Origin of the sequence: Micromonospora sp. DT63, from assembly GCF_049841615.1 — a bacterium.
In the GTDB taxonomy this organism is placed as follows: domain Bacteria; phylum Actinomycetota; class Actinomycetes; order Mycobacteriales; family Micromonosporaceae; genus Micromonospora.
In genome coordinates this window covers 412336-438262 of the sequence record NZ_JBNCKQ010000002.1, presented here as the reverse complement: position 1 = coordinate 438262, position 25927 = coordinate 412336, and the positions used below count along the sequence as shown (strand labels likewise).

Genomic DNA, 25927 nt, shown 5'->3' with positions numbered 1-25927 from the left:
GGACCGGCACCTCCGGCACCGGCGTAAGCTGGCCCGTCGTGAGTCTCACCATCGGCATCGTCGGCCTGCCCAACGTCGGCAAGAGCACGCTTTTCAACGCGTTGACCAAGAACGACGTGCTGGCGGCGAACTACCCGTTCGCCACCATCGAGCCCAACGTCGGCGTGGTCGGGCTCCCCGACGAGCGGCTGGGCAAGCTGGCCGAGATTTTCTCCTCGCAGAAGGTCCTGCCGGCCCCGGTGTCGTTCGTCGACATCGCCGGCCTGGTCCGTGGGGCGTCGAAGGGGCAGGGCCGGGGCAACGCCTTCCTGGCCAACATCCGGGACGCCTCGGCGATCTGCCAGGTCGTCCGGGCCTTCTCCGACCCGAACGTGGTGCACGTCGACGGCAAGGTCTCCCCGGCCGACGACATCGAGACGATCAACACCGAGCTGATCCTCGCCGACCTGCAGACCCTGGACAAGGCGCTGCCCCGGTTGGAGAAGGAGGCCAAGCTCCGCAAGGACCGCCTCGCCGCGGTCGCCGCCGCGAAGGCCGCGATCGAGGTGCTCGACGGCGGCACCACGCTCTACTCCGGGGCCGCCGCGGCCAAGATCGAGCTGGAGCACCTGCGCGAGCTGCACCTGCTCACCACCAAGCCCTTCCTGTACGTCTTCAACGTCGACGAGGCCGAGCTGGCCAACGAGACGTTCCTCGACGAACTGCGCGCCCTGGTCGCGCCCGCCGAGGCCGTCTTCATGGACGCCAAGATCGAATCTGAGCTGGTGGACCTGCCCGAGGAGGAGGCCCGCGAGCTGCTGGAGTCGATCGGGCAGAACGAGCCCGGCCTCAACCAGCTCGTCCGCGTCGGCTTCCGTACGCTCGGGCTCCAGACGTACCTCACGGCCGGCCCCAAGGAAGCGCGCGCCTGGACCGTCCCGGTCGGCGCCACCGCGCCGGAGGCCGCGGGTGTCATCCACTCGGACTTCCAGCGCGGCTTCATCAAGGCCGAGGTGGTCTCCTACAACGACCTGGTCGAGCACGGATCGATGGCGGCGGCCAAGGCGGCGGGCAAGGTCCGCATCGAGGGCAAGGAGTACGTCATGCAGGACGGCGACGTGGTGGAGTTCCGCTTCAACGTGTGATTCCGATCCAACGTCTCCGGCATGAGACTTACTCGTCCGCGTCGAAGTCGGGTAGGGGTGCGTACTGACGGACCCCTCCGTCACGGATCATCCATAACCGGAACGCACCTTGCTCCTGGTCCTGGACGAGGAGCTGGACGAGTTGGGGAACGCGCCAGCCGGTAGCACCGAACCGGCGGACGACAGACGCGACGTCGGCCTTGTTCAACACGCCGGCCCACAGCATCGCCTCGGGATACTTCACGCCGCCCCATGCCTCCGGGTTGTCGTGCAGGGGGCGAAGAGAACCGACGCCCTTGACCTCGGGTTGCCCTTGCCGTGAAGCCAGGGTCTGGAGCCATCGATCGAACTCGTCCACCAGTGCGCTGTCCTCGGTGATGTCTACCGACAGCAGGATGTTCGTGACCCAGCTCATGAGGCCATCCTTCACCAAGCGCGCGAGAGCTCGGCCCCGCCGTTTGTCGGGCCGTTGTCCACAGCGGGCCTGATCGACTCGGATTCCTGGAAACCGGGGTATCCGGACGGCCGGGACACCCCGACATCCTGAAATTGGGGGAGGATGTGGGTCCGGCGTGGACAGGCAGAGGGACGGTGTTCGGTGGGAGAGCGGACGTTGCTCAGTTCGTCGTTCGGGTCGGCGGCGTCCGCGTACGCCGAGCACCGCCCGGATTACGCGCAGGCCGCGGTGCGGTGGGCGCTTGAGTTCGCGCCCGGCCCGCGAGTGCTCGACCTCGGCGCCGGCACCGGCAAGCTGGCCCACACGCTGGTGGCCGTTGGCGCGGACGTCGTCGCTGTCGAACCCGACCCGGCGATGCTCGCCGAGCTGCGCCGTGTGATGCCTGCCGCTCGTGCCCTGCCGGGTAGCGCCGAGGCGATCCCGTTGCCGGACGCGTCGGTCGACGCCGTGCTGGCCGGCAACGCCCTGCACTGGTTCGACATGGCCGTCGCGGGGCCGGAGATCGCCCGGGTCCTCGCACCCGGAGGCGTGCTGGCGGGCCTGTGGAACATCATGGACGACCGGATCGACTGGGTCGCCGAGCTCGAAGGGGTCAGCGGGAGTGCGGCGATCGGCCCGCGCGACACGCTCACCAGTTGGCGCGCGGCGACCGCTGCCATGCTCGTTCCGAGCACCGGCCTGGCCTCCCGGTTCGATTCGTCGGAGCAGGCCGAGTTTCCGCACGGGCAGCGCCGTACCGCCGATTCCCTCGTCGCGACACTCGGGACCCGGGCCGGAATGCTGGTCATGCCGGAACCGGACCGGGAGGCCACGCTCGGCCGGATCCGCGACTTCCTCGGGAGCAGGCCGGAGACCGCCGAGGGCGAGTTCGACCTGCCGATGCTGACCGGCGTGCTGCGCGCCCGCCGGCGCTGACGGGCTCAGTCGGCCACCGAGACTCCGCCGTCGCCGGCCCCGAGCCGCCCGGCGCGCTACTGCTCGGCCCAGACGCCCAACTCGTTGCCGCTGGGGTCGGTGAAGTGGAACCGGCGGCCTCCGGGGAACTCGTACGGTCCGTTGACCACCTGACCCCCGGCCTCCTTCACCGCCTGCACGGACCGGTCCAGGTCACCTGAGTAGAGCAGCACCAGCGGGCCGCCCGTCCGCACCTCCTCGTCCAGGCGGAGGCCACCCACCTCCGGTGCGGAGTCACCGTGCGGGCTGCGGATGCCCGCGTACCCCGGCCCGTAGTCGGTGAACTGCCAGCCGAACGCGTCGGCGTAGAACCGCTTGGCCTCGGCGAGGTCGGTCACGGTGAACTCGATGTAGTCGATGGTGTGGTGCCGCTGCGGCGCTGACTCAGACATGCACCGCATTGTGTGCCTCGGGTACGACGGGATCGTGAGGCGCAACAAAAGGTTGCACGACGGTGGGCGGTCGTCGTATGGTGACGCAACCAAAGGTTGCAGGTAGTTGAGGCGAAGGAGTCTGAAGTGGTGGACATTCTGCATCAGGTCGGCGTGGTCGCCCCGCTCGGCGACGTCTACCAAGCGGTGGCGACTCCCGAGGGCGTCGCGGGCTGGTGGTCGATCGACACGACCGGAAAGGACGAGGTCGGCGGGCAGTTGGCCGTCCGGTTCGGTGCCGACGGCGGGTTCGATCTGGAGATCATCGAGCTGGACCCGGCCGGACGGGTGCGGTGGCGGGTCACCGGTGGCCCCGACGAGTGGATCGGCACCGAGGTGAACTGGCGCTTCAACCAGCGTGGGAGGTACACGATCGTTGATTTCACGCACACGGGTTGGCGCGAGCCGACCGAACTCATGCACGAGTGCAGTACCAAGTGGGCGATCTTCCTGATGAGTCTCAAGGAGCTGGTGGAGACGGGGCGCGGCCGGCCGGCGCCGGACGACGTCCAGATCGGCGACGGGCACTGACCTCAGTGGCGCCCGAACCCGTCCCATCCCGCCGTGCCAGGCTGAACCCGGCAGCCACCAGGCCGAGGACGACGATCGCCACGGCGCAGAGCAGCAGCGTCGGACGTGCGCCGACGGCGCCGACCAGCGGGCCGCCGAGCATCGTGCCGAGCGGCACCGCGAGCACGAGGACGGCGCCGTTCGCGGCGAGCACCGCGGGCAGCTGCTCGGTGGACGCGCTGCGCTGGAACAACGCCATCGACGTGGACATGTACGGCGCCCAGATCAGGCCCGCCAGGGCGAACGCCGGCAGGGACAGGCCGATGGGCATGCCCAGGCCGAGGGGCAGCATGGCGACGCCGAACCCGATGACGATGCCGATGGTGGTGGCCCGTAGCGGCCAGTGGCGAAGGTGCCCGGCCACCACGCCGCCGACGAGGCCACCGGCGCCGAAGGCGGTGTAGTACGCACCGAGCAGCGTCGCGGACGCGTGCAGGTCGTCGGTGACGTGCAGCGGCATGGCGACGTACACCGGGCCGAAGAGGAAGAAGAACGCGACGCTCAGCACCAGCAGGCCCAGCAGCGCCGGCTGACGGCGGATGACCGCGAGGCCGGCGGTACGTGAGGCGCCGCGCTCGTACGAATGGATCGTCCCGGTGGCGGGAAGGGCGAGGCGATAGGTGAGCGCCAGCACGGCGAACGTCGCGGCGTCGACGGCGATGACCCACACCGGGCCCGCCCAGCCGATCAGGATGCCCGCCAGCGGAGGACCGACGATGGTGGCGAACCCGGAGATGGTGGTGAGCACCGCGTTGGCGGGCAGGTGGTGGCGCTGGGGCAGCAGCTCGGCGATCAGCGTGAACCGTCCGGCGGAGCCCCACGAGTGCAGTAGCGCGGACGCGGCGAGCAGGACGACGTACAGCCCGATGGTGAGCATGCCGGCGAGGTGGGCGATCGGGATCGCCGCGAGCGCGGCGGCCCGCAGGATCGCGTCCCAACCGGCGAGCTGAGCGCCGCTGCGCCCGCGCAGCAACCGACCGAAGATGACCGTCCCGGCCGCGCTGGGCAGGGTGTACGCGGCCACCGCGACCGCGATCCACGGGCCGTGCTGGCCCTGCGGCGCGAGCTGGATGGCAAGCCAGGTCACCGCGACCAGCGCCATGCCGTCGCCGAGAGCGGACACGGCCAGGCCGGGCAGGATCCGTCTGAGCAGTGGGTGACTCACCACCGGCCGGTAGGGCGAGGCGCGCAGGAGGCGGGCGGGCTGTGGTGGCATGGTGCCAGCTGACCCTGTGGTGGCCGCGCAGACCAGAGGGGACTGCTGCCAGCAGAATCCGCTTGAAGCGGAACGTGGCCGGATCTCAGCCAGACTTCCGGTCTGGGCTGTCGCCGTCGCGGGAGGCCCGGAAGGACGAGCCGACGGCCGCCACGATCGAACCCACCGAGGCGAGCGACACCGCCCAGGCGCCGGCGGTGTCGGCGCCGCCGTCCCCGGTCACCTTCAGGATGATGCCGGTGGCCATCAGGACGACCGACAGGGCCAGGACTGCCTGGATGGCCCGTCTGCTCATGGCGGCGTCTCCCTTTCCGCGGGCGGAGATCGACTCCGGCTCCTTGACGTCGGGGGATCAAGGGCCTCGATGCCCTGGATTCCCGGAACCGGAGTCGACCAACCGCCGTTACTCCGTCCGGTAGACGGAGATGTGTGACGGGCTGTCGGCCTGGAACGGCCGCCGGTGCCAGTCGGCGTACCGCTCGGTGAGCCGGAGCCCGGCCTGCCGCGCCATCTCGTCGATCTGGTGCGGCCAGGCGTAGCGCATGGCGAACGGCCTCAGGTGCACACCGTCACCGTCGAAGGTGATCGTCTGCCGGATGAACCGCTGCGCCGGCCGGTCGTACCGGTGCAGTCGGATCGTCGCGGAGTCCTCGGTCACCTCGCGGACCTGCACCTGCTCGTCGGCGTCGAAGCTGCGCGGGTCGGGTACGAACGTCTCGATGACGAACGCGCCGCCCGGCGACAGCACCCGGGCGACGTTGCGGAAACAGTCCGCCTGCCGCTCGGCGTCCACCAGGTTGAACAGGGTGTTGAAGACCAGGTACGCAAGGCGGAACGGGCCCTGCACTGCCACGTCGGCCATGTCGCCGACGACCGCGGGGATCTGGTCGCCGCCGGGCTTGGCCCGCATCTGCGCCAGCATCTCCGCGGACCCCTCGATGCCGTGCACGGTGAGGCCACGCTCGGCCAGTGGCAGCGCGACGCGGCCGGTGCCGATCGCCAGTTCGAGGACCGGTCCGCCATCGGCCAGCTCGGCCAGGAAGTCCACAGCCGGCATCGGGTCGGGGTTACCGGGGCCGTCGTAGTCGGCGGCCCACAGCCGGCCGAAGAGGCCGGGATCGTCGAAGACCGACATCAGCGGCCTCCGGGGTCGGTGTCAGTGGCGCGCGACGGCGCCGAGGTCAGGGGAGCAGTTCTGCTCACGAAGTCTCGATTCCTCGGATCGGATGAGGTCGGGTCGGAGGGACTTCGTCGAGTGGGGCATGTCGGCTGCTCCTTTCGCGCGGCGGTGGACCGAGGACACCAGAGACGCCACGGGCCCGGCAAGGCAATTACGCCGGCCGGGCCCGTGGCGGGACTTCGGGTCAGGAGATGTGGTGCAGGATCACGTTGTGTACGTGGTGGCTCTTCTGCGCACCACGGAACTCGACCTCGTAGGTGTGCGTGCCGACGTGGATGGCGATCGCTCCGGTGGAGAAGAACGAGCCGCCCCAGGACTTGTTGCTGACCACACTCACGCTGGTGATCTTCGAGTACGGGATGCTGGTGATCGCGAACCGCTTCCCGACGAAGGAACGGTCCTGGATGATCACCCGGCGGTCGGTCAGCCCGATGAACCCGGTGCCGGTGCCGACGGCGTCGTAGACGGCGATGATCTGCTCGCCGTCGAGGAGGCCGCTCTCGATCTGCTGGACCTGCTCTTTGCGGTCGTACGCGATGTTCGCCATGCGTTCCAGGCTAGAAAACCGGTGCCAACCCGCCGGCCCGGGCGATGACCACGAACTCACCGTCGCCGTGGCCGACGGGCTCGTAGACAGCGACCAGGCGGGGATGCTGGAACTCGCCGTGCCTCACGACGCGTTCGCGTCGGTAGCGGCGCGCACGAACTCGCGTACCCGGGTGGTGGTGTTGCTGGGCAGCCAGACCGGCCCGCGTTCGATCGGTGGCGCGTCGTGGATGGGCACGTACGCCACGTCGGGGCGTGGGTAGTAGCGCAGCGTGTGCTCACCCACCGGCAGTACGCCCCGGCCCAGCGCTACCAACGACAGCATCTCCGAGAAAGTGTTCCCGATCGGGCCCTTCGGAACCGGGCGGCCGGTCGGGGTGCGCTCCGGGGTGCGGTCCCGCTTGAACTCCGCCGAGGTCACCGCCGGGTACTGCACCACCGGGTGATCGGCGAGCACCTCCAGCGACACCGAGCCCTCCCGGCTGAGCGGGTGACCCGCCGCCACCGCCAGCGCCCGGCCCTCGGAGAGCAGCGCCGGGCCGGTGGCCATCCCGTCGAACGGGAACGAGGCGATCAACACGTCGGTCGAGCCGTCGAGCAGCCCGGACCGGGTGTTGGACAGTTGCGCCTCGTGCATCTCCACCCGGCAGTCGGGATGCCGTTCGCCGAACAGGGCCACGGCCCGTAGCAGCACGGGAGCGGTCCACTCGCCGAGGAACGCCACCCGGAGTGTCCCGGTGACGCCCTGGCCGGCGTCGACAGCCCGCCGGACGGCCTCGTCCATGCCGGCGACCAGGGGGGCCAGTTCGTCGGCGAGTTGCCGGCCGATCGGAGTGAGTCGGACGACCCGACTGGTGCGGGCGAACAGCGGCGCACCGATCCGACGCTCCAGCTTCTTGATCACGTGGCTCACCCGCCCGGTGCTGACCGTCAGCCGCTCGGCGGTCCGGCCGAAGTGCAGTTCCTCGGCGAGCGTCAGGAACGTCTCGACCTCGTACCGCTCCAGCACGTCGCTCCCACCGTTGACCTGTGGGCAACGATCGTAGCGGCATCGGGTCTTGGTCGGCGTCCGCCGTGCGGGGATCGTGAACGCGGCAGGGAACACCTGACAGAAGGGCTGCGACATGAGCATCGAGGACTACCTGGCCGGCCTGGCCGACCCACTGCGCGAGACAGGGGAGAAACTGACGCCGATCATCACGGCGGCCCTGCCCGGTGCGACAGGCGGGATCTGGCACGGCCACCCGGTCTGGGGGTTGGGCGCCCGGGTCGGCCAGCGGCCGGTCTGCCTGCTCAAGGCGTACGGGTCGTACGTCGCGTTCGGGCTGTGGCGCGGGCAGGAGATCGCCGACCCGGCTGGGCGGCTGGTTCCCGGTGCGGGGACGATGGCGGCGGTGAAACTGCGCGCTGTGGCCGACATCGACCCGGCCCTGTTCACCGACTGGCTGCGCGCGGCAGCCGAGCTGGAAAAGAGGTGAGCGCGGTGCGGGTGACCGGCTTCGACCACCTGGTGCTGACCGTCGCCGACGTGGAACGGGCACTGGGCTTCTACTGCGGTCAACTCGGCCTGGCGCCGGTACGGGTCGACGAGTGGCGCGTGGGCACCGCGCCGTTCCCGTCCGTGCGGGTCAGCCGCGACAGCATCATCGACCTCGTCCAGGGCGGCCGGCACGGCACCAACGTCGACCACTTCTGCCTGGTGGTGGCACCGCTGGACTGGGCTCGGGTGGTCGAATCGGGTGCCTTCACGGTGCTGACCGGGCCGGTCGACCGGTTCGGTGCACGCGGCTCGGCGACCTCGATCTACGTCAGCGACCCGGACGGCAACGTGGTGGAGTTGCGCTGGTATCCGCAGGACGTGGAGGTGGCCGCCCAGTCGGGCGTCAGGACTCGGTGACCGCCCGGTAGGCGTCCTCGATGCGGGCGGCCAGCAGGACCTCGCCCTCGGTCAGCGGCTCGTCGTTGCCGTGCCCGACCCGGATCTGGGTGCTGTCGGACCGGCGGCTGATCTCGGGACGCAGGTGCAGAGCGTCGGCGACGACCTTGACCCGTTCAGTCAGCGCCGCGTGTTGGGTATCGTCGATCACGAGCGTCCGCCGGATCTGTTCACCCTCCCGCGTCCAACCGGTTAGCAAGGTCAACGCGTCGGACAGGTAGTCGTGCTTGGCTCGGCTGTTGAACAGCACGCGCATCACCGCACCCCCCAAGCGCCGTTGCCGGCTTGTGGCCAAATCGTCGCCATCCCGTGTCTTGTCGGTGCCTTCTAGTCTGTCGTCGCTCGGTAAAGGTGTCCACGCCCACACTTCCGTGTTCTATTGGCCTAGCGGACGGCGTCGGTACCCAAACCGCCGATTGATCTGGCACCCTGGACGCCCGTGCAGACCGAACGGGCTAATGGCGGCGGGCAGGCCGAACGACGGGACCCGAAGGTGATCGTGGGAGCGGCGATCATCCGGGACGGACGGGTGCTCGCCTGTGCGCGTTCCGCCCCACCAGAGGTGGCCGGAATGTGGGAGTTCCCCGGCGGGAAGGTCGAGCCCGGCGAGGCCGAGACCGACGCGTTGATCCGGGAATGCGCCGAGGAGCTGGCCGTACGCGTGGAGATCGGCGACCGGGTCGGCCGCGACGTCCGGATGGCCCACGGCCGCTCGGTGCTCAAGGTGTACGCGGCCAGCCTCCTGCACGACGACGAGCCGCAGGCGCTGGAGCACCAGGCGCTGCGCTGGCTGGCCGCCGACGAGCTGGACGAGGTCACCTGGCTCCCCGCCGACGCACCGATAGTCGCCGCCCTGCGCCCCCGCCTCCTCACTCGTTGATCATGAAGTTATTGCGGCGACACGCCGGTCGCCCAGGGCAATAACTTCATGATCAACGGGGTCAGCCGGGGTGGGGGAATGGGACGGGGGCCCCGGCAATTGCCGGGGCCCCCGTTCGGGTGGTCTTGCTCAGTGCTTGTCGTCCTGATCCGGGTGCGCGAAGTTGAGGTGCTCCGGAGGCAGCGGGAAGCTCACGTCGTCGCCGAACGGCGACGGCGCGGCGGCCCGGTCGAAGGTGAGCTCGGTCAGCGGCAGCCGACCCCGGTCGTCGACCGCCGGAGCGGTCGGGTGGGGCACCTCCCGGTCCCAGTTGACGCCGGCCTGCGCCTGCGCCTCGGCCCGCTGGTCGTGCGAGCCACCCGCGTGCGAGTGCAACCCGCCCCGGGTCGCACCCGACGACGTCGCCGAGCCCTGACGGGCGGTGGTCACGCTGGTCTGGGGCGTCTCGCCCCGACGGAAGATCTTGCTACCAAGCCACACAAGGGGATCGTACCTGCGGTCGACGACGCGTTCCTTCATGGGGATGATCCCGTTGTCGGTGATCTTGATGTGCTCGGGGCAGACCTCGGTGCAGCACTTGGTGATGTTGCAGAAACCGAGGCCCTGTTCGGCCTGCGCGTACTCCTTGCGGTCGGTCCGGGCGTCCAGCGGGTGCATGTCCAGCTCGGCCGCCCGGATGAAGTACCGCGGGCCGGAGAACGCCTGCTTGTTCTCCTCGTGGTCGCGGATCACGTGGCAGACGTTCTGGCACAGGAAGCACTCGATGCACTTGCGGAACTCCTGCGAGCGCTCGACGTCGACCTGCTGCATCCGGTAGTCGCCCGGGGCGACGTCCGCCGGAGGGGCGAACGCCGGGGTCTCCCGCGCCTTCTCGTAGTTGAACGAGACGTCGGTGACCAGGTCCCGGATGACGGGGAAGGTCCGCAGCGGCGTGACCGTGACGGTCTCCTCGTCGCCGAAGGTCGACATCCGGGTCATGCAGCCCAGTCGCGGCTTGCCGTTGATCTCCATCGAGCAGGAGCCGCACTTGCCGGCCTTGCAGTTCCACCGGCAGGCCAAATCGGGCGCGTCGGTGGCCTGCAGGCGGTGGATGACGTCGAGGACGACCTCGCCCTCGTTCACCTCGACCATGTAATCCTGCAGGTCGCCGCCGGTCTCGTCGCCCCGCCAGATCCGGAACTGACGCTTCGCGCTCATCGGTTGTCCGCCTCTCCAGCGTCGGCGACGGAAGCGTCGAAGTCGGCGAGCTCCTCGTCGGTGAGGTACTTGGCCAGCTCGGCCCGGTCGAAGAGGCCGATCAGCTCCGCCCGCATCTTCGGCAGCGGCTTGCGGGTCAGCCGTACGCTGTCGCCGTCCAGCGAGCAGACCAGGTTGACCTGCCGCCACTTCGGCTCCATCGCCGGATAGTCCTCCCGGGTATGCCCGCCGCGCGACTCCTGCCGCTCCAGCGCCGCCTTCGCGGTGCACTCCGAGACCACCAGCATGTTGCGCAGGTCCAGGGCCAGGTGCCACCCCGGGTTGTAGCGCCGGCCGCCGGCGGCGCTCACCTTGGCGACCCGCTCGCGCAGCTCGGCCAGTCGCACCAGCGCGTCGGCCAGCTCGCCCTCGCGCCGGATGATGCCGACCAGATCCCCCATGACCGCCTGGAGGTCCTGCTGGAGGGTGTACGGGCTCTCGCCGGTGTCCCGTTGCAGCGGCGCCAGGGCGGTCTCCACGGCCGCCTCGACCGCGTCCACGGCCACCTTCGGCCGGGCGGACAGCCCGTCGGCGTAGCTGGCCGCGTGCCCGCCCGCCCGCTTGCCGAACACCAGCAGGTCGGACAGGGAGTTGCCGCCGAGGCGGTTGGAGCCGTGCATGCCGCCGGAGACCTCACCGGCGGCGAACAGACCGCGTACGTGGCCGAAGGCGGCACCCGAGTCCGGGTCCACCTCCACGCCACCCATCACGTAGTGGCAGGTCGGCCCAACCTCCATCGGCTCGGCCGTGATGTCGACGTCGGCCAGCTCCTTGAACTGGTGGTACATCGAGGGCAGCCGGCGGCGGATCTCGTCGGCCGAGCGCCGGCTCGCGATGTCCAGGAAGACACCGCCCGCGGGGGAGCCCCGGCCGGCCTTGACCTCGCTGTTGATCGCGCGGGCCACCTCGTCGCGGGGCAGCAGCTCCGGCGGGCGGCGGTTGTTGTCCGGGTCGGTGTACCAGCGGTCCGCCTCCTCCTCGGTCTCCGCGTACTGCTTGCGGAAGACGTCGGGGACGTAGTCGAACATGAACCGCTTGCCCTCGGAGTTCTTCAGGACCCCACCGTCACCACGCACCGACTCGGTGACCAGGATGCCCTTCACCGAGGGCGGCCAGACCATGCCGGTCGGGTGGAACTGGAGGAACTCCATGTTGATCAGGGTCGCCCCGGCGCGCAGCGCCAACGCGTGCCCGTCCCCGGTGTACTCCCACGAGTTCGAGGTGACCTTGTAGGAGCGTCCGACACCGCCGGTGGCCAGCACCACGGCCGGCGCCTCGAAGAGGATGAACTCGCCGGACTCGCGGTAGTAGCCGAAGGCGCCCGCGACCCGGTCGCCGTCGAGCAGCAGCTCGGTGATTGTCGTCTCGGAGAACACCCGGATCCGGGCGTCGTACGAGCCGAACTCGCGCTTGTCCTCCTGCTGGAGCGAGACGATCTTCTGCTGGAGGGTGCGGATCAGCTCCAGGCCCGTCCGGTCACCCACGTGCGCCAGTCGGGGGTACTCGTGCCCGCCGAAGTTGCGCTGGGAGATCTTGCCGTCCTTGGTGCGGTCGAAGAGCGCGCCGTACGTCTCCAGCTCCCAGATCCGCTGCGGCGACTCCTTCGCGTGCAGCTCGGCCATCCGGAAGTTGTTGAGGAACTTGCCGCCGCGCATGGTGTCGCGGAAGTGCACCTGCCAGCTGTCCCGGCTGTTCACGTTGCCCATCGCGGCGGCGGCGCCGCCCTCGGCCATCACCGTGTGCGCCTTGCCGAACAGCGACTTCGAGATGATCGCTGTCTTCTTGCCGGCGAGCCGGGCCTCGATGGCCGCGCGCAGACCGGCGCCGCCGGCCCCGATGACGACGACGTCGTAGTGGTGTCGTTCGATGCGAGTGGTAGTGGTCATGTCAGGGGCCCTTTAGTTGATGAACCGCAGGTCGTTGAACCAGCCGGCCGCGAGCGCCATCACGTAGAAGTCGGTAAGCGCGAGGGTGCCGAGGGTGATCCAGGCGAGCTGCATGTGCCGGACGTTCAACGCCGAGACGAAGGTCCAGGCCCGGTAGCGCACCGGGTGCTTGGAGAAGTGCTTGAGCCGCCCGCCGATGATGTGCCGGCAGGAGTGGCAGGAGATGGTGTACGCCCAGAGCATCACCACGTTGAGCAGCAGGACGAGGTTGCCCAGGCCGAAGCCGAAACCCTTCGGCGAATGGAAGGCGAGGATCGCGTCCCACGTGTTGATCAGCGAGATGATCGCGGCGGCGTAGAAGAAGTAGCGGTGCAGGTTCTGGCCGAGCAGCGGGAAGCGGGTCTCACCGCCGTACTCCTTGTGCCCGTCCGGGACGGCGCAGGCCGGCGGCGACAGCCAGAACGACCGGTAGTACGCCTTGCGATAGTAGTAGCAGGTGAGCCGGAACAGCAGCAGGAACGGCAGGGTCAGCGCCGCGTCCGGGATGATCCACCAGCCGGGCAGGAACCGGCCGAAGTGCGAGGCTTGCTCGACGCACCGGTCCGTCACGCACGGGGAGTAGAACGGGGTCAGGTAGTGGAACTGGTCCACCCAGTACCACTTGTGCATGAAGACCCGGACCGTCGCGTACGCCACCCAGGCGCTGAGACCGATCACGGTGATCAGCGGGGCGAACCACCAGCGGTCGGTACGCAACGTCTTCGCCGCGATGGCGGCGCGCGCCCGCGCTCCCCGCGGCCTCGTTGCCGTTGAAGTCATTCGAGTCGTCTCCTCGACGGGCCCGTACGGGCGGGCTGGTCTCTCTCCGGTCGGCACGCGGACCGGCGAACCCGCACCCGCTGCCACGTCATGCGCACACCAACGACCACGCCGGATCGACCGACGCAGCTAAGTGACACACGTTACGCCGATCTCTGCGGGCCGTCCGCGCAAGGGAGTGTCCCGTGTGTCTGGCCTGCGGAAAAGCCCTCAGTGCGCGGGTTGTGCGGCGCGTCGTCGGGAACGTCAGCCGGAGGCGCCGCCGGTGAAGTGCCAGGACGCGAGCCGCACCGACGGCGCCGCCCACCAGGCGCCGTCCACCCGGTCCGGTTGACGCACCGCCCGCGAGCCCAGCCCGAGCACCGCGCCCGGCCCCAGCGCCCGGGGGTACGACTCGGTGAACCGCAGGTCGCGGACCGCCCGGACGACAGTGCCGTCCTCGATCAGCCAGACCCCGTTGCGGGTCAACCCGGTGACGACGAGGCTCTTCGGGTCGAGCACCCGCGTGTACCACAGATCGGTGACCAGCAGCCCGCGTCGCACCCCGGCGACCAGGGCCGCGGTGTCCGTGTCCACCACCGCGCCGGCCGCCGCGCCAGTGGTGCTCCGGCCCACCGCGCTGGCCGGGCCCGCCGCCACGGGAGAGAGCCGCAGGTTGCGGGCCATCGGACCCCAGGTGGCGCCGCCGGCGATCGCGTGCCCGGTGGACTGCGCGCCCGCCTCGGCGGCGGTCCTGCGGTCGTGCGCGACCGCCCGCGTGGTGCCCGCCTCGACCAGGGTCACCGCCCGCCGGCCGGTGCCCTCGGCATCGAACGGCAGACCCGACGCGCCGAGCGGGTCGTCCACCAGGGTCACCTGCCGGTCGAACTGGGCCGCGCCCGGCTCGGCGAAGGACTGCCGCTCCGCGTACCGCTTGCCGTTGAAGCCGAACCAGGAGAGGTTCTGCAGCAGGTCCGCCACGGCGGCCGGCTCGAACACCACCTCGTAGCGCCCCGGCGGCAGCTCGACCGGATCGGCCGCCGCCTGCGCCTTCGCGGCGGCGTGCGCGCCCAGCTCCGCACCGTCGAGGTCGGACAGCCGGTCGACGCAGCGTCGGGCCACCCCGTCCGCGCCGTCGCGCCGGGCAATGCCGTCCATCGCCGCCTCCGCCGAGCGACCGTACGCGGTGTGCCCTTCCGAGTTGGCGTACGCCGACGAGCGGTGCGCGGTGCGGCAGTAGCCCGCCGTGGTGAGGCCACCGGCGGCGGCCACGAACGCGCCGACCCGGTCGGCCCGCTGGTCCGGCTCGGCGTGGGCGGTGGCCTCGTCGACGGGCGGGGCGTCCGGCGCGGGCGTCGGCGGGGTCAGCCCCGGCCAGCCCGGGTCGGGCGGGCAGAGCCGCGCCGCCGCCAGGGTGCGCTCCACCAGCGCACCCAACCCGTCGGTGGTGACCACGCTGCCGCTGCCGGCGGCGGTGCGCCCGTCGACGTGCACCCGCAGCCGGACCCCGACGGTGGACTCGGCGACGTTCTGATGGATGGCCGAGTTGGCGAACCGGGTCAGCGCCAGATCCGCCCGGGTCACCACGGCCTCGGCCTGTGCGGCCGGCCCGCCGAGGCGCCGAACCAGCTCGATGACCTGCCCGGCCAGCTCCAGCTCACTCCTCGCGCTCACGCTGAACCGCCTTCTGTTCGCGACTGCGGGGCTCGCAAAACCGGCTCACTCCTCGCGCTCACGCTGACACCCCCACGCGGACGTTGCGGAAGCGGGCCGGCGCGGCCGGATGGCCGGTGTGGCCGATCTGGCCCGGTTGGCCCTTGCCGCAGTTGGGCGTCCCCCACGGCACCGTCTCGCCGGAGAGCATGTCCATCGAGCGCCAGAACAGCGGGCCGATCCCGGTGTACGTGGGATTGCGCAGCATCCGCCCTCGGCGACCCTTCTTGATCTCCCAGCCGACCTCGCAGCCGAACTGGAAGTTGAGTCGCTTGTCGTCGATCGACCAGGACCGGTTGAGGTCCATCAGCACGCCGTCGTCGGTCGCCGCGATGATCTCCTCCAGGGTGTGCGGGCCCGGTTCCAGGCCGACGTTGGTCATCCGCACCATCGGCAGTCGGGCCCACCCGTCGGCGCGGACGCTGCCGCCGTAGTCGAGGCCGGCCACTGCGGCCGAGTCCCGGCCGGCGAGCACTCCCACCCAGCGACCGTCGCGCACCGCGTCCCGCTTGACCGCGGGGGAACCCTCGTCGTCGAAGCCGAAACTGCCCAGCGCGCCGGGGATCGTCGGGTCGATGGTGATGTTCATCAGCTCGGAGCCGTAGCGCAGCGAGCCGAGCTGGGCCAGGTCCAGCCAGGACGTGCCGGCGAACGCGGCCTCCCAGCCGAGGATCCGGTCCAGTTCGATGGCGTGCCCGACCGACTCGTGGATCTGCAGGGCCAACTGCTCGCCGCCGAGGATCAGATCCGTCTCGCCGGCCGGGCACTGCGGCGCGGTGAGCAGCGCCCGGGACTCCTCGGCGATCTGCGCGGCGTGCGCGGCCAGGTCGAGCGACTCGACCAGCTCCCAGCCTGTGGTGCCGTACTGCCCCCGGTAGCTGGGCCAGGAGCGCCGCTGCGTCTCGCCGTCACCGATCGAGGTGGCCGAGATGCCGCCGCCGCACTCACGGATCCGTTGGTCGATCCGGTGGCCCTCGCTGGAGACGAACCACTTCGCGGTGTCCCAGATCTGGTAGAGCCCCTCGGCCAGGTCGGCTCCGTGCTCGGCCATCGTGCGGGTCGCGGCGACCAGCAGGTCGCCCTTGTCCGACAGGGGCACCCCGAGCGGGTCGATCCGGCAGTCCGAGGCCCAGCTCGCCGCGACCGCCTCGACCGCGACCAGGTCGACCGGCGGGCCCGGCACCCGCGCGCTCGCCATCGCGGTCCGGGCCGCGCGCCGGCCGGCGTCGCGGGCGGCGGCGTCCGACAGATCGGGTACGGCGTGAAAGCCCCAGCTCGCGCCGACCAACGCCCGGACGCCCAGCCCGATGCTCTCGTCCTGGGTCAGTTCCTCCACGTCGCCGTTGCGCGCGGTCATCGACTCGTAGCGGCGGTGCATCACCCGCGCGTCGGCGTACCGCGCTCCCGCGTCGAGGGCGGCCTGGACGGCGGCGGTGGCCGCGTCGAACTCGGTCATGGACCGACCCTAGGCCAGTCGACCGACACCCGTCAGGGGAGCAGATCCTCCGGCCGGATGGTGGCCTTCACCGGCTCGGTGAGCATCAACAGGTCGCCCGGTCGGGTTACGGACTGCTCGGTGTAGTGACCGCCCCGCCGCCGGTACAGGTGCATGGTGCCGCTGTCCTGCTCGACCAGCAGATACCACTCGATGCCGGCGGCTGCGTAGTAGTGCATCTTGAGCACCTTGTCAGTCGACGCGTTGCTCGGCGAGATGATCTCGCAGACCAGCCGCACGTCCCCCGCCTCGACATTGAGTTCGTCGAAGTCGATCGGGCCGGTGATGACAAGATCGGGGATCGGAATCCGGCCAGGCCGGAGGCGGACGTTCACAGCTTCCAGGACGTGCAGGCCGGCTTCGCGAACCGGGACTCGTAGCACCGCGCGTAGCTCGCCGGAGATGTTCTGGTGTCGGGGGGTGGGGGCTGGGGTCACGTGGAGGCTCCCGTCGAAGAGTTCGACGCGTTGCTGCGTCTCGCCGAGGGCGAGGTATTCCTCTTCGCTCCACGGGCCTTCGTGGTTGAACACCGCCGCGGTCATCGTCACCTCCACCTCGTGTCACGGGCATCCTCTACCGAAAGCTCGGCCAATGATCGCACCTGACGTGCGCTGAAAACCATGAATGCCCGAGGTGAGGGCTGTTCAGGGCCGATGCGGACTCGTTACGCTCGGGCCCGCTGACACGTGCCGACTTTGTAGCTTATTTTCACCCTCGGGACTTTGTTGTAAGTTCTCTTCGTCACTGAGGGAGGTGGCCGTGGACAGCTCGGAACCGTCGCCGTCCGGGGACCCGGACGACCGTCCCGCCGTGCCGGCGCAGCGCTCCGACCAGGACGCCTACCTGCGGGTGAGTGACCTGCGGGTCCGGTTCGACACCTCCGACGGCGTGGTGCGCGCGGTCGACGGGGTGTCGTTCGCCGTCGAGCGGGGCCGCACTCTCGGCATCGTCGGCGAGTCCGGCTCCGGCAAGAGCGTCACGTCGCTGGCCATCCTCGGCCTGCACGACCCCAAGCGGGCCACGATCACCGGCGAGATCTCCGTCGGCGGCCGGCAGCTGGTCGGCCTGTCCGACGAGGAGGTACGCCGGCTGCGCGGCCGGGACATGGCGATGATCTTCCAGGATCCGCTGTCCGCGCTGCACCCGTACTACAGCGTCGGCCGGCAGATCGCCGAGGCGTACCGGGTGCACCACCCGAAGGCCAACCGCCGCGAGGCCCGCCAGCGCGCGGTGGACATGCTGGACCGGGTCGGCATCCCGCAGGCGGCCCGCCGCTTCGAGGCGTACCCGCACGAGTTCTCCGGCGGGATGCGCCAACGGGCGATGATCGCGATGTCCCTGGTCAACGACCCCGCGCTGCTGATCGCCGACGAGCCGACCACCGCGCTGGACGTCACCGTGCAGGCGCAGATCCTGGACCTGCTCGCCGACCTCCAGGCCGAGTTCCACTCCGCGATCATCCTGATCACCCACGACCTCGGCGTCGTCGGCCAGGTCGCCGACGAGGTGCTGGTGATGTACGGCGGACGCGCCGTCGAGCACGGCAGCGTCGAGCAGGTGCTCCGCTCGCCGCAGCATCCGTACACCTGGGGGTTGCTCTCCAGCGTGCCGTCGCTGCACGGCGACGCGGACGCGGACCTGGTGCCCATTCCCGGCAACCCGCCCAGCCTGATCAACCTGCCGACCGGCTGCGCCTTCCACCCGCGCTGCCGCTACGACGACCGCGCCGGCGACCGGTCCCGCACCCAGGTGCCCGAGCTGCGCGCGGCCGGGGCGGACGGCCACCTGGTGGCCTGCCACCTGAGCGCCGAGGAACGGGCCGCGATCTACGCCGAGAACGTGGCATCAGTGGGGGTGGCCCGATGACCGACGAACCACTGCTGCGCGTGCGCGGGCTGACCAAGCACTTCCCGGTCCGTCAGGGGCTGCGCGGCACCGGCCTGGTGCGTGCGGTCGACGGTCTCGACTTCGACGTGCGCCCCGGCGAGACGCTCGGCCTGGTGGGGGAGTCCGGCTGCGGCAAGACGACCACCGGCCGGATGCTGGTGCGGCTGCTGGAGCCGACCGCCGGCAGCATCGAGTTCGAGGGGCGGGACATCACCCACGCCGGGCGACGGGAGCTGCGCCCGCTGCGCCAGGAACTCCAGATCATCTTCCAGGACCCGTACGCGTCGCTGAACCCCCGCCACACCGTGGGCCGGATCGTGGCGATGCCGTTGCAGGTCAACGGGATCAAGCCGCCGGGCGGGATCAAGGCGCGGGTGCAGGAGCTGCTGGATCTGGTCGGGCTGAACCCGGAGCACTACAACAGGTATCCGCACGAGTTCTCCGGCGGCCAGCGCCAGCGCATCGGCATCGCCCGCGCGCTGGCCCTGCGGCCCAAGCTGATCGTCGCCGACGAGCCGGTGTCCGCCCTGGACGTCTCGATCCAGGCGCAGGTCGTCAACCTGCTGCGCGACCTGCAACGGGAGCTGGGCCTGGCGTTCGTGTTCATCGCGCACGACCTCGCCGTGGTCCGGCACTTCTGCCAGCGGGTGGCGGTCATGTACCTGGGGCGGATCGTCGAGCTCGGCGACCGGGCGGACATCTACGAGCGCCCGCAGCATCCGTACACCCGGGCTCTGCTCTCGGCCATCCCGGACGTCACGCAGCTCGGCCCGGCGGGCCGGATCCGGCTGACCGGCGACGTGCCCACCCCGCTGGACCCGCCGTCGGGCTGCCGGTTCCGCACCCGGTGCTGGAAGGCGCAGGACATCTGCGCCACCGAGGCGCCGGCGCTGGTGCCGCGCGACGGCGGCCGGCAGGCCACCGCGTGTCACTTCCCCGAAGGGGAAGCGGCCAGCCCGAGCCCGGAAGGGGACGTGGCCAGCCCGAGCCCGGAGGGTGCGGCGGCCGGAGGGGCGACTGACGCGATCATCGAGGAGGTGTCGTCGTGAGCCTTTCCCCGGTGGAGGGTGTGGCGCTGGCCGAGATCGAGTCCAGCGCGGACGCGGGCGGGCCCGGGATCAAGGGTGTTGTCGGGCGTTCACCCGGTCAGCTCGCCTGGCTGCGGCTACGCCGCGACCGGACGGCGGTGGTCAGCGGCGTACTCCTGGTGTTCTTCATGGTGTTGGGGTTGGCTGCCCCGCTGGTCGAGATGGTGTACGGGATCGGGCCGCGCGAGCAGTTCCAGAACCTGCTGGACGGCTTCGGCATGCCGCTGGGTTACGTCGGCGGTGTCACCGGGGACCACTGGTTCGGGCTGGAGCCCGGGTTGGGCCGGGACATCTTCATCCGGTTGATCTACGGGCTGCGGACGTCGCTGTTCATCGCGTTCGCCGCGGCGCTGATCACCGCCACGATCGGCATCGTGCTCGGTGCGCTCGCGGGTTACCTGGGCGGCTGGCTCGACGCGGTGATCAACTGGATCACCGACCTGACCCTCGCCATGCCGTTCCTGATCATCGCGCTGGCGCTCACCCCCACCATCACGCTGCGCTTCTACGGCGAGCGGGGGCAGGTGTCGTCCGCCTTCGGGGTGGGTGTGCTGATCGCCGTGTTCGCCATCTTCGGCTGGACCAGCACGGCCCGGCTGGTACGCGGGCAGGTGATCGCGCTGCGCGAGCGGGAGTTCGTGGAGGCGGCCAAGGCCAGCGGCGCCGGGTTGGGGCACATCATCTTCCGGCAGCTCCTGCCGAACATCTGGGCGCCGATCCTGGTCTCGTTCTCCCTCGCGGTGCCGCAGTTCATCACCAGTGAGGCCGCGCTGTCGTTCATCGGCGTCGGGCTCAGCGACGAGACGCCGAGCTTCGGCCGGATGATCTACGACAGTCTGGACTTCCTCCAGACCGACCCGGCGTACGTGTTCTTCCCGGGCATCACGATCTTCGCGCTGGTGTTCGCCTTCAACCTCTTCGGCGACGCGTTGAGGGACGCGCTCGACCCGAAGTCGTCCCGGTAGGGGTGGACTCATGTCACGGTTTCTGATCAAGCGGCTGCTCTCCGCGACGCTGACTCTGTTCGCGGTGAGCGTGCTGACCTTCCTGATGTTCTTCGCCCTGCCGCGTGACCCCGTGACCGGCATGTGCCCGAAGAACTGCAACCCGGAGCGGCTCGAGCGCGTCCGCGACGACCTGGGCCTCAACGACCCGCTGATCAGCCAGTACGCCGGTTACATGAAGGGCATCGTCACCGGTCGTGACCTGGGCAGCGCCCAGGGCGGCCGGTGCGACGCCCCCTGCCTGGGCTGGTCGTACGTCTCCAACGAGGCGGTCTCGGACACCATCGCCCGGGTGCTGCCGGTGACGCTGAGCATCGTGATCCCCGCGGCGATCCTCTGGCTGCTGCTCGGGGTGGGGCTGGGCATGATCTCGGCGCTGCGCCGGGGCACCTGGCTGGACCGCCTGGCCATCGGCTTCTCACTGACCGGCGCGTCGTTGCAGCTCTACTTCGTGGGCGCGGTGCTGCTGCTGGTGTTCGTCTACAACCTGCGGCTGCTGCCGGTGCCCAGCTACACCTCCCTGTTCGACAATCCGGCGAAGTGGGCCAGTGGGCTGGTGCTCGCCTGGGTGGCGCTGGCCTTCCTCTTCTCGGCCATCTACGCCCGGTTGTCGCGGGCGCAGATGCTGGAGACGCTGTCGGAGGACTTCGTCCGGACCGCACGGGCCAAGGGCCTGGCCAAACCCACCGTGTACGGGCGGCACGCGCTGCGCGCGGCGATCACCCCGGTGGTGACCATCGCCGGCCTGGACGTGGGCGGGGCGCTGGGCGGCACGGTGATCACCGAGACGACGTTCGGCATCCAGGGGCTGGGGCGTACGGCAGTGGACGCGGTGCGCTCCGGCGACCTGCCCACCATCATGGCCACCGTGCTGATCGCGGCCGTCTTCGTGGTGCTGGCGAACGTCCTGGTGGACCTGCTCTACGCGGCCATCGACCCCCGGGTCCGGCTGCGCTGACGTGTTGGACGGTCACCGCACGGCTGGTGGCGAAATTTATCGACAACTGTTACACAACTCGTAGGTTTTCTTCCTTACGATCCTCGGGACGTCGGCGGTTCTCGCCCCGGCGAAACCGCACGGCACATGGGTGAAGGGGGTACTTCATGAGACCACGCGTGGTGGCTGCCGCAGGCGGCGCGATCGCTCTGGTGGTGGCATTGGGTGCGTGCTCGAAGAACACGGGCGAGGGCACCACCGTGGACACCGAACGGCAGCAGACCGGGGTCATCGCGACCGACCCGAAGGACTCGCAGGGCCCGGCTGCGGAGGTGAGCGGCGCCGCGAAGGGCGGCACCTTCACCATCATCCGGGAGTCGCCGATCTCCCACCTGGACCCGCAGCGGACGTACTCGTTCGCCGGTCTGATGACCAACCCGCTCTTCGCCCGCTACCTGACCACCTGGAAGGACGACGGCAAGGGCGGCCTCGTCCTCGTCGGTGACCTGGCCGAGACGCCGGGCAAGAACGTCAACAACGACTGCAAGGTCTGGGAATTCACCGTCAAGGACGGGGTGAAGTTCGAGGACGGCCGGCCGATCACCGCCAAGGAGATCGCGTACGGCATCGCCCGCTCCTTCGACCCGGACCTGTCCGGCGGCCCCACCTACATCCAGGAGTGGCTGGCCGACACCCCGCAGTTCGACACCAAGTGGGACTTCAAGAAGAACAAGACGTCGCTGCCGCCGGGCCTGAGCACGCCGGACGCCAAGACTCTGCGCTTCGAGTTCTCCAAGCCCCGCTGTGACCTGCCGTTCGCGGTCTCGCTGCCGACCACCGCGCCGCTGCCGGCGGACAAGGACACCGGCGTCGACCTGGACAAGCAGCCGTTCTCGTCCGGCCCGTACAAGGTCGCCAAGAACCAGGTCGGCGTGCAGATCACCCTCGACCGCAACCCCAACTGGGACCCGAAGACCGACCCGGTCCGGCACCAGTACCCGGACCAGTTCGTGTGGACCTTCGGCCCGACCGCGGACGCCGCCAACAACCGGGTGATCGCCGACAACGGCGCCGACCAGAGCGCGCTCGCCTTCAACACCGTGCCCGCCTCGCTGGTCGCCAAGGTGGCCGGGGACGCCGCGCTCAAGTCGCGCACCATCCTCTCCCCGACGCCGAGCGCCAACCAGCTCGTCATCAACAACCAGCGGGTCACCGACCTGACGGTGCGTCAGGCGCTCAACTACGCCATCGACCGCGAGGGCCTCATCAAGGCCATGGGCGGGCAGACCGTCGCCGCGCCGATGACCACGCTGATGCCGTCGGCCACCATCGGCTACAAGGCGTACGACGCGTACCCGGCGGGCGCCAACGGCAACGTCGACAAGGCCAAGGAACTGCTCGGCGGCAAGACGCCCGAGCTGGTCCTCGGTGTCGCCGACAACTCGACCGAGCAGCAGCAGGGCGCGCAGCTCAAGGCCAACCTGGAGCGCGCCGGCTTCAAGATCACGCTGCGGAACATCTCGGACGACGCCAAGCTCGACGAGATCAAGAAGAAGGACAACCCCTGGGACCTGTACATCGGTAACTGGGCGGCGGACTGGCCCAGCGGGGCGTCGATCCTGCCGGTGCTCTACGACGGCCGCACCATCAAGGCCGAGGGCAACAGCAACCAGTCCTACTTCAACGACCCGGCGGTCAACGCCGAGATGGACCGCATCTCGGCCATGCCGGCCGCCGAGCAGGGCCCGGAGTGGGCCAAGCTGGACGAGCGGATCATGAAGGAGCACGCGCCGGTGGTGCCGCTCTTCGTCGACGTGGCCTACAACGTGCACGGGTCCAAAACCGGCGGGGTCTTCATCTCCAGCGTCTTCGGCTACCCGTCGTTCGTCAACGCGTACGTCAAGCCGTAGGCATCTCGCAGGCAGGCAGGGCCCCCTTCCGACAGCGTCGTCGGGAGGGGGTCCTCGCCGTTTCGCCGGCAGGTGGTCTTTGCCGCGCGATGATGGCCATGTGAAGCCCAGCTACCCCGATGACGGCGATGTCGATCGGAACGCCGTACCCGGCCTGCGGCCGGTACCTACGGACGACGCGACGTCGGTCACGGTTGACGTCGACGGGGAGACGTTCGTTCTCCGCCCGAACGAGTGCGACGGCACCGACTACACGTGGCTCAGCGGGCCGAGGCCCGGCTACGGATTCGGTGTCGGTCCGACTCGCGGCCTGTCGCTCGACGAGCACCGGAAAAACATCCGTGACTACCTGGCCATGGTCGATCCTACGACCGGGCGCGTCGAGGACGACTGAGATGAAGCCCTAGCCGCAGATCTTGGACAGTTTCCGTTACGTCCTAACGGAAACTGTCCAAGATTGCGAGTCTCGATTAGCGAGAAGCGGCCGCCAGGGCGGGTGACGACCGAATGGCCTGTCGCCTGCCGGACGAGGCCGCCGAGCTGGGCGACGGGCACGACCACTATCGGACGGCGTTCGGGCCGGCGGCTGTCGAGGTGGCGCGGTCGCCGCCGCGGTGGAGTTGGGCGACGGGCCGGAAGCGGCCACTCGGCACGAGAAGGCGATCGCGAGGGATGGGTGGCGTTGGCTGCCGGTCGAGCACCGCGGCGCGCACCTGATCGACGCGGCGCGCGCGTACCTCCAAATGGACGACCCAGCCCACGCGGCCCGGGTCCTGGTAGGGGCCGAGCGCATCGCCCCCCGCCGAGATCAGCTACCGGCCAGCCGTCCGGCACGTGGTCGCCCAGGTAGCCCGCGATCCGGCGCCGACAGTGGCGGATCGGTGCGGCGGGCCGGCAGTTCCACGAAGATGGGCACATGGCGGAGAGCTACCCAGATGACGGCATCGGCGACCGGGACACCCCCGCGCAGGCCGTTCCCGGCCTGCGTCCCGAGACCGAAGGCACCGCCGACGCCGCATCGCGCACGCTCGACGTCGATGGCGAGACGTTCGCTCTTCGCCCGAACGACTGCGATGGCACCGACTACACGTGGCTCAGCGGGCCGAACCCCGGCTACGGCTTCGGCATGAGTCCCACCGCCGGCCTGTCGGTCGAGGAGCACCGGGAGAACATTCGCGACTTCCTGGCCATGGTCGACCCCACGACCGGCCGCGTCGAGGACGACTGACACGACCGCGACGCCGCCGGCTGCCGGCTCGCGCTGCGTCCGAGGGTCACGGGGATCGCCGAGGCGCTCTCCCGACGGAAGCGGGTGATGATGACTCCAACGCTGTTTCTGACGGTGGGCCTGCCGTGCACCGGGAAGACCACAGCTGCCCGGCGTATGGAGGTCGAGTGCAGGGCCCTTCGCCTGACGAAGGACGAGTGGGTGAAGGCGCTCTACGGTCCCGAGAATCCGCCAGCGGCTCAGGACGTGATCGAGGGACGGCTCATCGAGATCGGGCTGCGCGCTCTCGAACTCGGCAACAATGTGGTGATCGACTACGGTCTGTGGAGTCGCGACGAGCGCTCCGCCCTACGGCAGGCCGCTGCGGACCTGGGCGCGACGGTGCAGATGCGCTACTTCGAACTCGCCCCTGCCGAGCAGCGCAGACGAATCGATGAGCGCCAGGCTGAAGCGCCACACACGACATGGCCCATGTCCGACGAGGAACTCGCCGAGTGGACTGCCAGCATCGACATCCCCACGCCAGGTGAGCTGGACGGCAGCGAACCCATTGACGACCCGCCGGCTGGATTCGCGACCTGGAACGAGTGGCGCACACATCGCTGGCCACCGTCGGTCTCCCTGCGGGCCTGATACCGCAGCGACCACACCGCCGCCTACGAAGCCACCGCGACCCACTCGGTACCGGCCCGGTGGGTAGCCTGACACCACCGCGCCCCTGTCCCGGTCGGTCTCGCAAAGAACACTGGGGTTCCGTGGCCAAGGGCTACTGGGTCAGTGCCTACCGCACCATTCCCGACCCGGAGAAGCTGGCTGCCTACAACAAGCTGGCCGCTTCAGCGGTCGCGGCCGGGGGCGGGCGGACCCTTGCCCGCGGTGGTCGGGTCGTCGCACATGACGCCGGAATCGCCGAGCGCACCATCCTGGTCGAGTTCGACAGCTTCGAACAGGCCGTCGCGGCACACGAGAGTGAGGCCTACCAGGAGGCGCTGGCCGCCCTCTCCGACGGCGTGGAGCGCGACTTCCGCATCATCGAAGGCATCGACTGACCGGGTCGACCGCGCCGATTCCTGCGCCGCGAAGAGCGGCGACCGGCCGGCGGCACGAGCCGTAGGTGCGGATCAGCCAGTGGCCGCCTCCGGGCCGACGGAGCGCGGCAGCACCACCGCCTGGGCGGCGATGACGCGTTCGCCGTCGAAGGTCAGCGCCGGCGAGCCGTGCAGCCGATAGCCCTGATCGAGGAGCGCGCTGACGCGGGCGCAGAATTCGGCGTCATCTCGTCCGGTGATGAGGCGGTAGCCGAGTGGCTTCGTGAGGTCCGACATCGTCGCATTGTCCCTGCCCGGCGGCCGAAGCCGCGCCTCGGCTGGTTTTGTGGGCGCTGCGGCTACTGCGCCTCGGCCGCTCGGCCGTTGACCCCGTCACATCGATCTGTTTGGCTGCCTTCGCGA

At 70.0% G+C, this 25927-nt stretch carries 30 protein-coding genes; 15 read left to right on the top strand and 15 right to left on the bottom strand.

Translation table 11 applies throughout. The features are described 5' to 3' along the window. Nucleotides 1–38: 38 nt before the first annotated feature. A complete protein-coding gene (gene ychF, locus ACLQ27_RS08795; RefSeq protein ID WP_234583858.1) occupies nucleotides 39–1124 on the top strand; it encodes a redox-regulated ATPase YchF in 1086 nt (361 codons plus the stop codon). 28 nt (nucleotides 1125–1152) lie between these two features. On the opposite strand, the gene ACLQ27_RS08790 is transcribed toward ychF, so the two are convergent. Next, nucleotides 1153–1539 carry a squamosa promoter-binding protein 15 gene (locus ACLQ27_RS08790; RefSeq protein ID WP_425866274.1) on the bottom strand — a complete coding sequence of 129 codons (387 nt, stop codon included), beginning with the start codon at nucleotides 1537–1539 and terminating at the stop codon, nucleotides 1153–1155. Nucleotides 1540–1722: 183 nt separating this feature from the next. Here ACLQ27_RS08790 and ACLQ27_RS08785 point away from each other — a divergent pair, with 183 nt between their 5' ends. Next, a complete protein-coding gene (locus ACLQ27_RS08785; protein ID WP_425866272.1) occupies nucleotides 1723–2496 on the top strand; it encodes a class I SAM-dependent methyltransferase in 774 nt (257 codons plus the stop codon). Nucleotides 2497–2552: 56 nt separating this feature from the next. Here ACLQ27_RS08785 and ACLQ27_RS08780 read toward each other — a convergent pair whose 3' ends face one another. Beyond that, on the bottom strand, nucleotides 2553–2927 hold the full coding sequence (locus ACLQ27_RS08780; protein ID WP_357574633.1) for a VOC family protein: 375 nt from the start codon (nucleotides 2925–2927) through the stop codon (nucleotides 2553–2555). Nucleotides 2928–3056: 129 nt separating this feature from the next. Here ACLQ27_RS08780 and ACLQ27_RS08775 point away from each other — a divergent pair, with 129 nt between their 5' ends. Further along, the gene (locus tag ACLQ27_RS08775) at nucleotides 3057–3497 is read left to right on the top strand and encodes an SRPBCC family protein (RefSeq protein ID WP_425866269.1); all 441 of its coding nucleotides are present in this window, start codon (nucleotides 3057–3059) and stop codon (nucleotides 3495–3497) included. Here the strand turns inward: ACLQ27_RS08775 and ACLQ27_RS08770 are convergent. The 5 genes from ACLQ27_RS08770 to ACLQ27_RS08750 form a co-directional block, all read right to left on the bottom strand. Further along, entirely contained in the window at nucleotides 3427–4752 is a 1326-nt protein-coding gene (locus ACLQ27_RS08770) for an MFS transporter (protein WP_425866267.1), read from the bottom strand. The two genes, ACLQ27_RS08775 and ACLQ27_RS08770, sit on opposite strands and share 71 nt — an antisense overlap. 85 nt (nucleotides 4753–4837) lie before the next feature. Then, complete coding sequence (locus ACLQ27_RS08765; RefSeq protein ID WP_357574636.1) at nucleotides 4838–5047, bottom strand: hypothetical protein; 210 nt, start codon at nucleotides 5045–5047, stop codon at nucleotides 4838–4840. 108 nt (nucleotides 5048–5155) lie between these two features. Then, the gene (locus tag ACLQ27_RS08760) at nucleotides 5156–5887 is read right to left on the bottom strand and encodes a class I SAM-dependent methyltransferase (protein ID WP_425866265.1); all 732 of its coding nucleotides are present in this window, start codon (nucleotides 5885–5887) and stop codon (nucleotides 5156–5158) included. 229 nt (nucleotides 5888–6116) lie between these two features. Beyond that, the gene (locus ACLQ27_RS08755) at nucleotides 6117–6479 is read right to left on the bottom strand and encodes a PH domain-containing protein (RefSeq protein ID WP_203147864.1); all 363 of its coding nucleotides are present in this window, start codon (nucleotides 6477–6479) and stop codon (nucleotides 6117–6119) included. Between the two features lie 123 nt (nucleotides 6480–6602). Beyond that, the gene (locus tag ACLQ27_RS08750; RefSeq protein WP_425866262.1) at nucleotides 6603–7487 is read right to left on the bottom strand and encodes a LysR family transcriptional regulator; all 885 of its coding nucleotides are present in this window, start codon (nucleotides 7485–7487) and stop codon (nucleotides 6603–6605) included. Between the two features lie 115 nt (nucleotides 7488–7602). Between ACLQ27_RS08750 and ACLQ27_RS08745 the strand changes: the two genes are divergently transcribed. Next, entirely contained in the window at nucleotides 7603–7956 is a 354-nt protein-coding gene (locus ACLQ27_RS08745; protein ID WP_425866260.1) for a DUF1801 domain-containing protein, read from the top strand. Then, complete coding sequence (locus ACLQ27_RS08740) at nucleotides 7953–8375, top strand: VOC family protein (RefSeq protein ID WP_425866259.1); 423 nt, start codon at nucleotides 7953–7955, stop codon at nucleotides 8373–8375. Before ACLQ27_RS08745 ends, ACLQ27_RS08740 begins: the two co-directional genes overlap by 4 nt. On the opposite strand, the gene ACLQ27_RS08735 is transcribed toward ACLQ27_RS08740, so the two are convergent. Beyond that, on the bottom strand, nucleotides 8362–8670 hold the full coding sequence (locus ACLQ27_RS08735) for a 4a-hydroxytetrahydrobiopterin dehydratase (RefSeq protein ID WP_007464924.1): 309 nt from the start codon (nucleotides 8668–8670) through the stop codon (nucleotides 8362–8364). The genes ACLQ27_RS08740 and ACLQ27_RS08735 overlap by 14 nt on opposite strands. Before the next feature lie 183 nt (nucleotides 8671–8853). Between ACLQ27_RS08735 and ACLQ27_RS08730 the strand changes: the two genes are divergently transcribed. Beyond that, the gene (locus ACLQ27_RS08730; protein ID WP_425866256.1) at nucleotides 8854–9294 is read left to right on the top strand and encodes a (deoxy)nucleoside triphosphate pyrophosphohydrolase; all 441 of its coding nucleotides are present in this window, start codon (nucleotides 8854–8856) and stop codon (nucleotides 9292–9294) included. Between the two features lie 129 nt (nucleotides 9295–9423). On the opposite strand, the gene ACLQ27_RS08725 is transcribed toward ACLQ27_RS08730, so the two are convergent. The 6 genes from ACLQ27_RS08725 to ACLQ27_RS08700 form a co-directional block, all read right to left on the bottom strand. Continuing rightward, entirely contained in the window at nucleotides 9424–10491 is a 1068-nt protein-coding gene (locus ACLQ27_RS08725) for a succinate dehydrogenase/fumarate reductase iron-sulfur subunit (RefSeq protein WP_425866254.1), read from the bottom strand. Further along, nucleotides 10488–12416 carry a fumarate reductase/succinate dehydrogenase flavoprotein subunit gene (locus tag ACLQ27_RS08720; protein WP_234583843.1) on the bottom strand — a complete coding sequence of 643 codons (1929 nt, stop codon included), beginning with the start codon at nucleotides 12414–12416 and terminating at the stop codon, nucleotides 10488–10490. The genes ACLQ27_RS08725 and ACLQ27_RS08720 overlap by 4 nt, the downstream gene beginning before the upstream one ends. A 12-nt stretch (nucleotides 12417–12428) precedes the next feature. After that, the gene (locus ACLQ27_RS08715) at nucleotides 12429–13235 is read right to left on the bottom strand and encodes a hypothetical protein (protein WP_234583842.1); all 807 of its coding nucleotides are present in this window, start codon (nucleotides 13233–13235) and stop codon (nucleotides 12429–12431) included. A 246-nt stretch (nucleotides 13236–13481) separates the two neighbouring features. After that, nucleotides 13482–14888, bottom strand: a complete 1407-nt coding sequence (locus ACLQ27_RS08710; RefSeq protein WP_425866252.1) for a TldD/PmbA family protein — start codon at nucleotides 14886–14888, stop codon at nucleotides 13482–13484. A 58-nt stretch (nucleotides 14889–14946) separates the two neighbouring features. Beyond that, nucleotides 14947–16383 (bottom strand): TldD/PmbA family protein, encoded by a 1437-nt coding sequence (locus ACLQ27_RS08705; protein WP_357494302.1) that lies wholly within the window; start codon nucleotides 16381–16383, stop codon nucleotides 14947–14949. A 32-nt stretch (nucleotides 16384–16415) separates the two neighbouring features. Beyond that, nucleotides 16416–16964 carry a Uma2 family endonuclease gene (locus tag ACLQ27_RS08700; protein WP_357494300.1) on the bottom strand — a complete coding sequence of 183 codons (549 nt, stop codon included), beginning with the start codon at nucleotides 16962–16964 and terminating at the stop codon, nucleotides 16416–16418. A 268-nt stretch (nucleotides 16965–17232) separates the two neighbouring features. Here ACLQ27_RS08700 and ACLQ27_RS08695 point away from each other — a divergent pair, with 268 nt between their 5' ends. The 9 genes from ACLQ27_RS08695 (at nucleotide 17233) to ACLQ27_RS08655 (ending at nucleotide 25525) form a co-directional block, all read left to right on the top strand. Beyond that, complete coding sequence (locus ACLQ27_RS08695) at nucleotides 17233–18288, top strand: ABC transporter ATP-binding protein (protein ID WP_234583907.1); 1056 nt, start codon at nucleotides 17233–17235, stop codon at nucleotides 18286–18288. Further along, nucleotides 18285–19358 (top strand): ABC transporter ATP-binding protein, encoded by a 1074-nt coding sequence (locus ACLQ27_RS08690; protein ID WP_425866249.1) that lies wholly within the window; start codon nucleotides 18285–18287, stop codon nucleotides 19356–19358. The genes ACLQ27_RS08695 and ACLQ27_RS08690 overlap by 4 nt, the downstream gene beginning before the upstream one ends. Further along, a complete protein-coding gene (locus ACLQ27_RS08685) occupies nucleotides 19355–20362 on the top strand; it encodes an ABC transporter permease (protein WP_357494296.1) in 1008 nt (335 codons plus the stop codon). Before ACLQ27_RS08690 ends, ACLQ27_RS08685 begins: the two co-directional genes overlap by 4 nt. A gap of 10 nt (nucleotides 20363–20372) precedes the next feature. After that, nucleotides 20373–21359 (top strand): ABC transporter permease, encoded by a 987-nt coding sequence (locus tag ACLQ27_RS08680; RefSeq protein ID WP_234583837.1) that lies wholly within the window; start codon nucleotides 20373–20375, stop codon nucleotides 21357–21359. Between the two features lie 146 nt (nucleotides 21360–21505). After that, entirely contained in the window at nucleotides 21506–23248 is a 1743-nt protein-coding gene (locus tag ACLQ27_RS08675; protein ID WP_357494295.1) for an ABC transporter substrate-binding protein, read from the top strand. 100 nt (nucleotides 23249–23348) lie between these two features. After that, a complete protein-coding gene (locus ACLQ27_RS08670; protein WP_357574639.1) occupies nucleotides 23349–23642 on the top strand; it encodes a hypothetical protein in 294 nt (97 codons plus the stop codon). A gap of 522 nt (nucleotides 23643–24164) precedes the next feature. Continuing rightward, nucleotides 24165–24476, top strand: a complete 312-nt coding sequence (locus tag ACLQ27_RS08665; protein ID WP_425866246.1) for a hypothetical protein — start codon at nucleotides 24165–24167, stop codon at nucleotides 24474–24476. Between the two features lie 87 nt (nucleotides 24477–24563). Continuing rightward, nucleotides 24564–25109: an AAA family ATPase gene (locus tag ACLQ27_RS08660; protein WP_425866244.1), complete on the top strand. Its 546-nt coding sequence runs from the start codon at nucleotides 24564–24566 to the stop codon at nucleotides 25107–25109. 122 nt (nucleotides 25110–25231) lie between these two features. After that, a complete protein-coding gene (locus ACLQ27_RS08655) occupies nucleotides 25232–25525 on the top strand; it encodes a DUF1330 domain-containing protein (RefSeq protein ID WP_357495731.1) in 294 nt (97 codons plus the stop codon). A gap of 72 nt (nucleotides 25526–25597) precedes the next feature. Here the strand turns inward: ACLQ27_RS08655 and ACLQ27_RS08650 are convergent, their stop codons facing one another. Next, nucleotides 25598–25801, bottom strand: coding sequence for a DUF1737 domain-containing protein (locus ACLQ27_RS08650; protein WP_357495733.1), 204 nt, complete (start codon nucleotides 25799–25801; stop codon nucleotides 25598–25600). Nucleotides 25802–25927 lie beyond the last annotated feature (126 nt).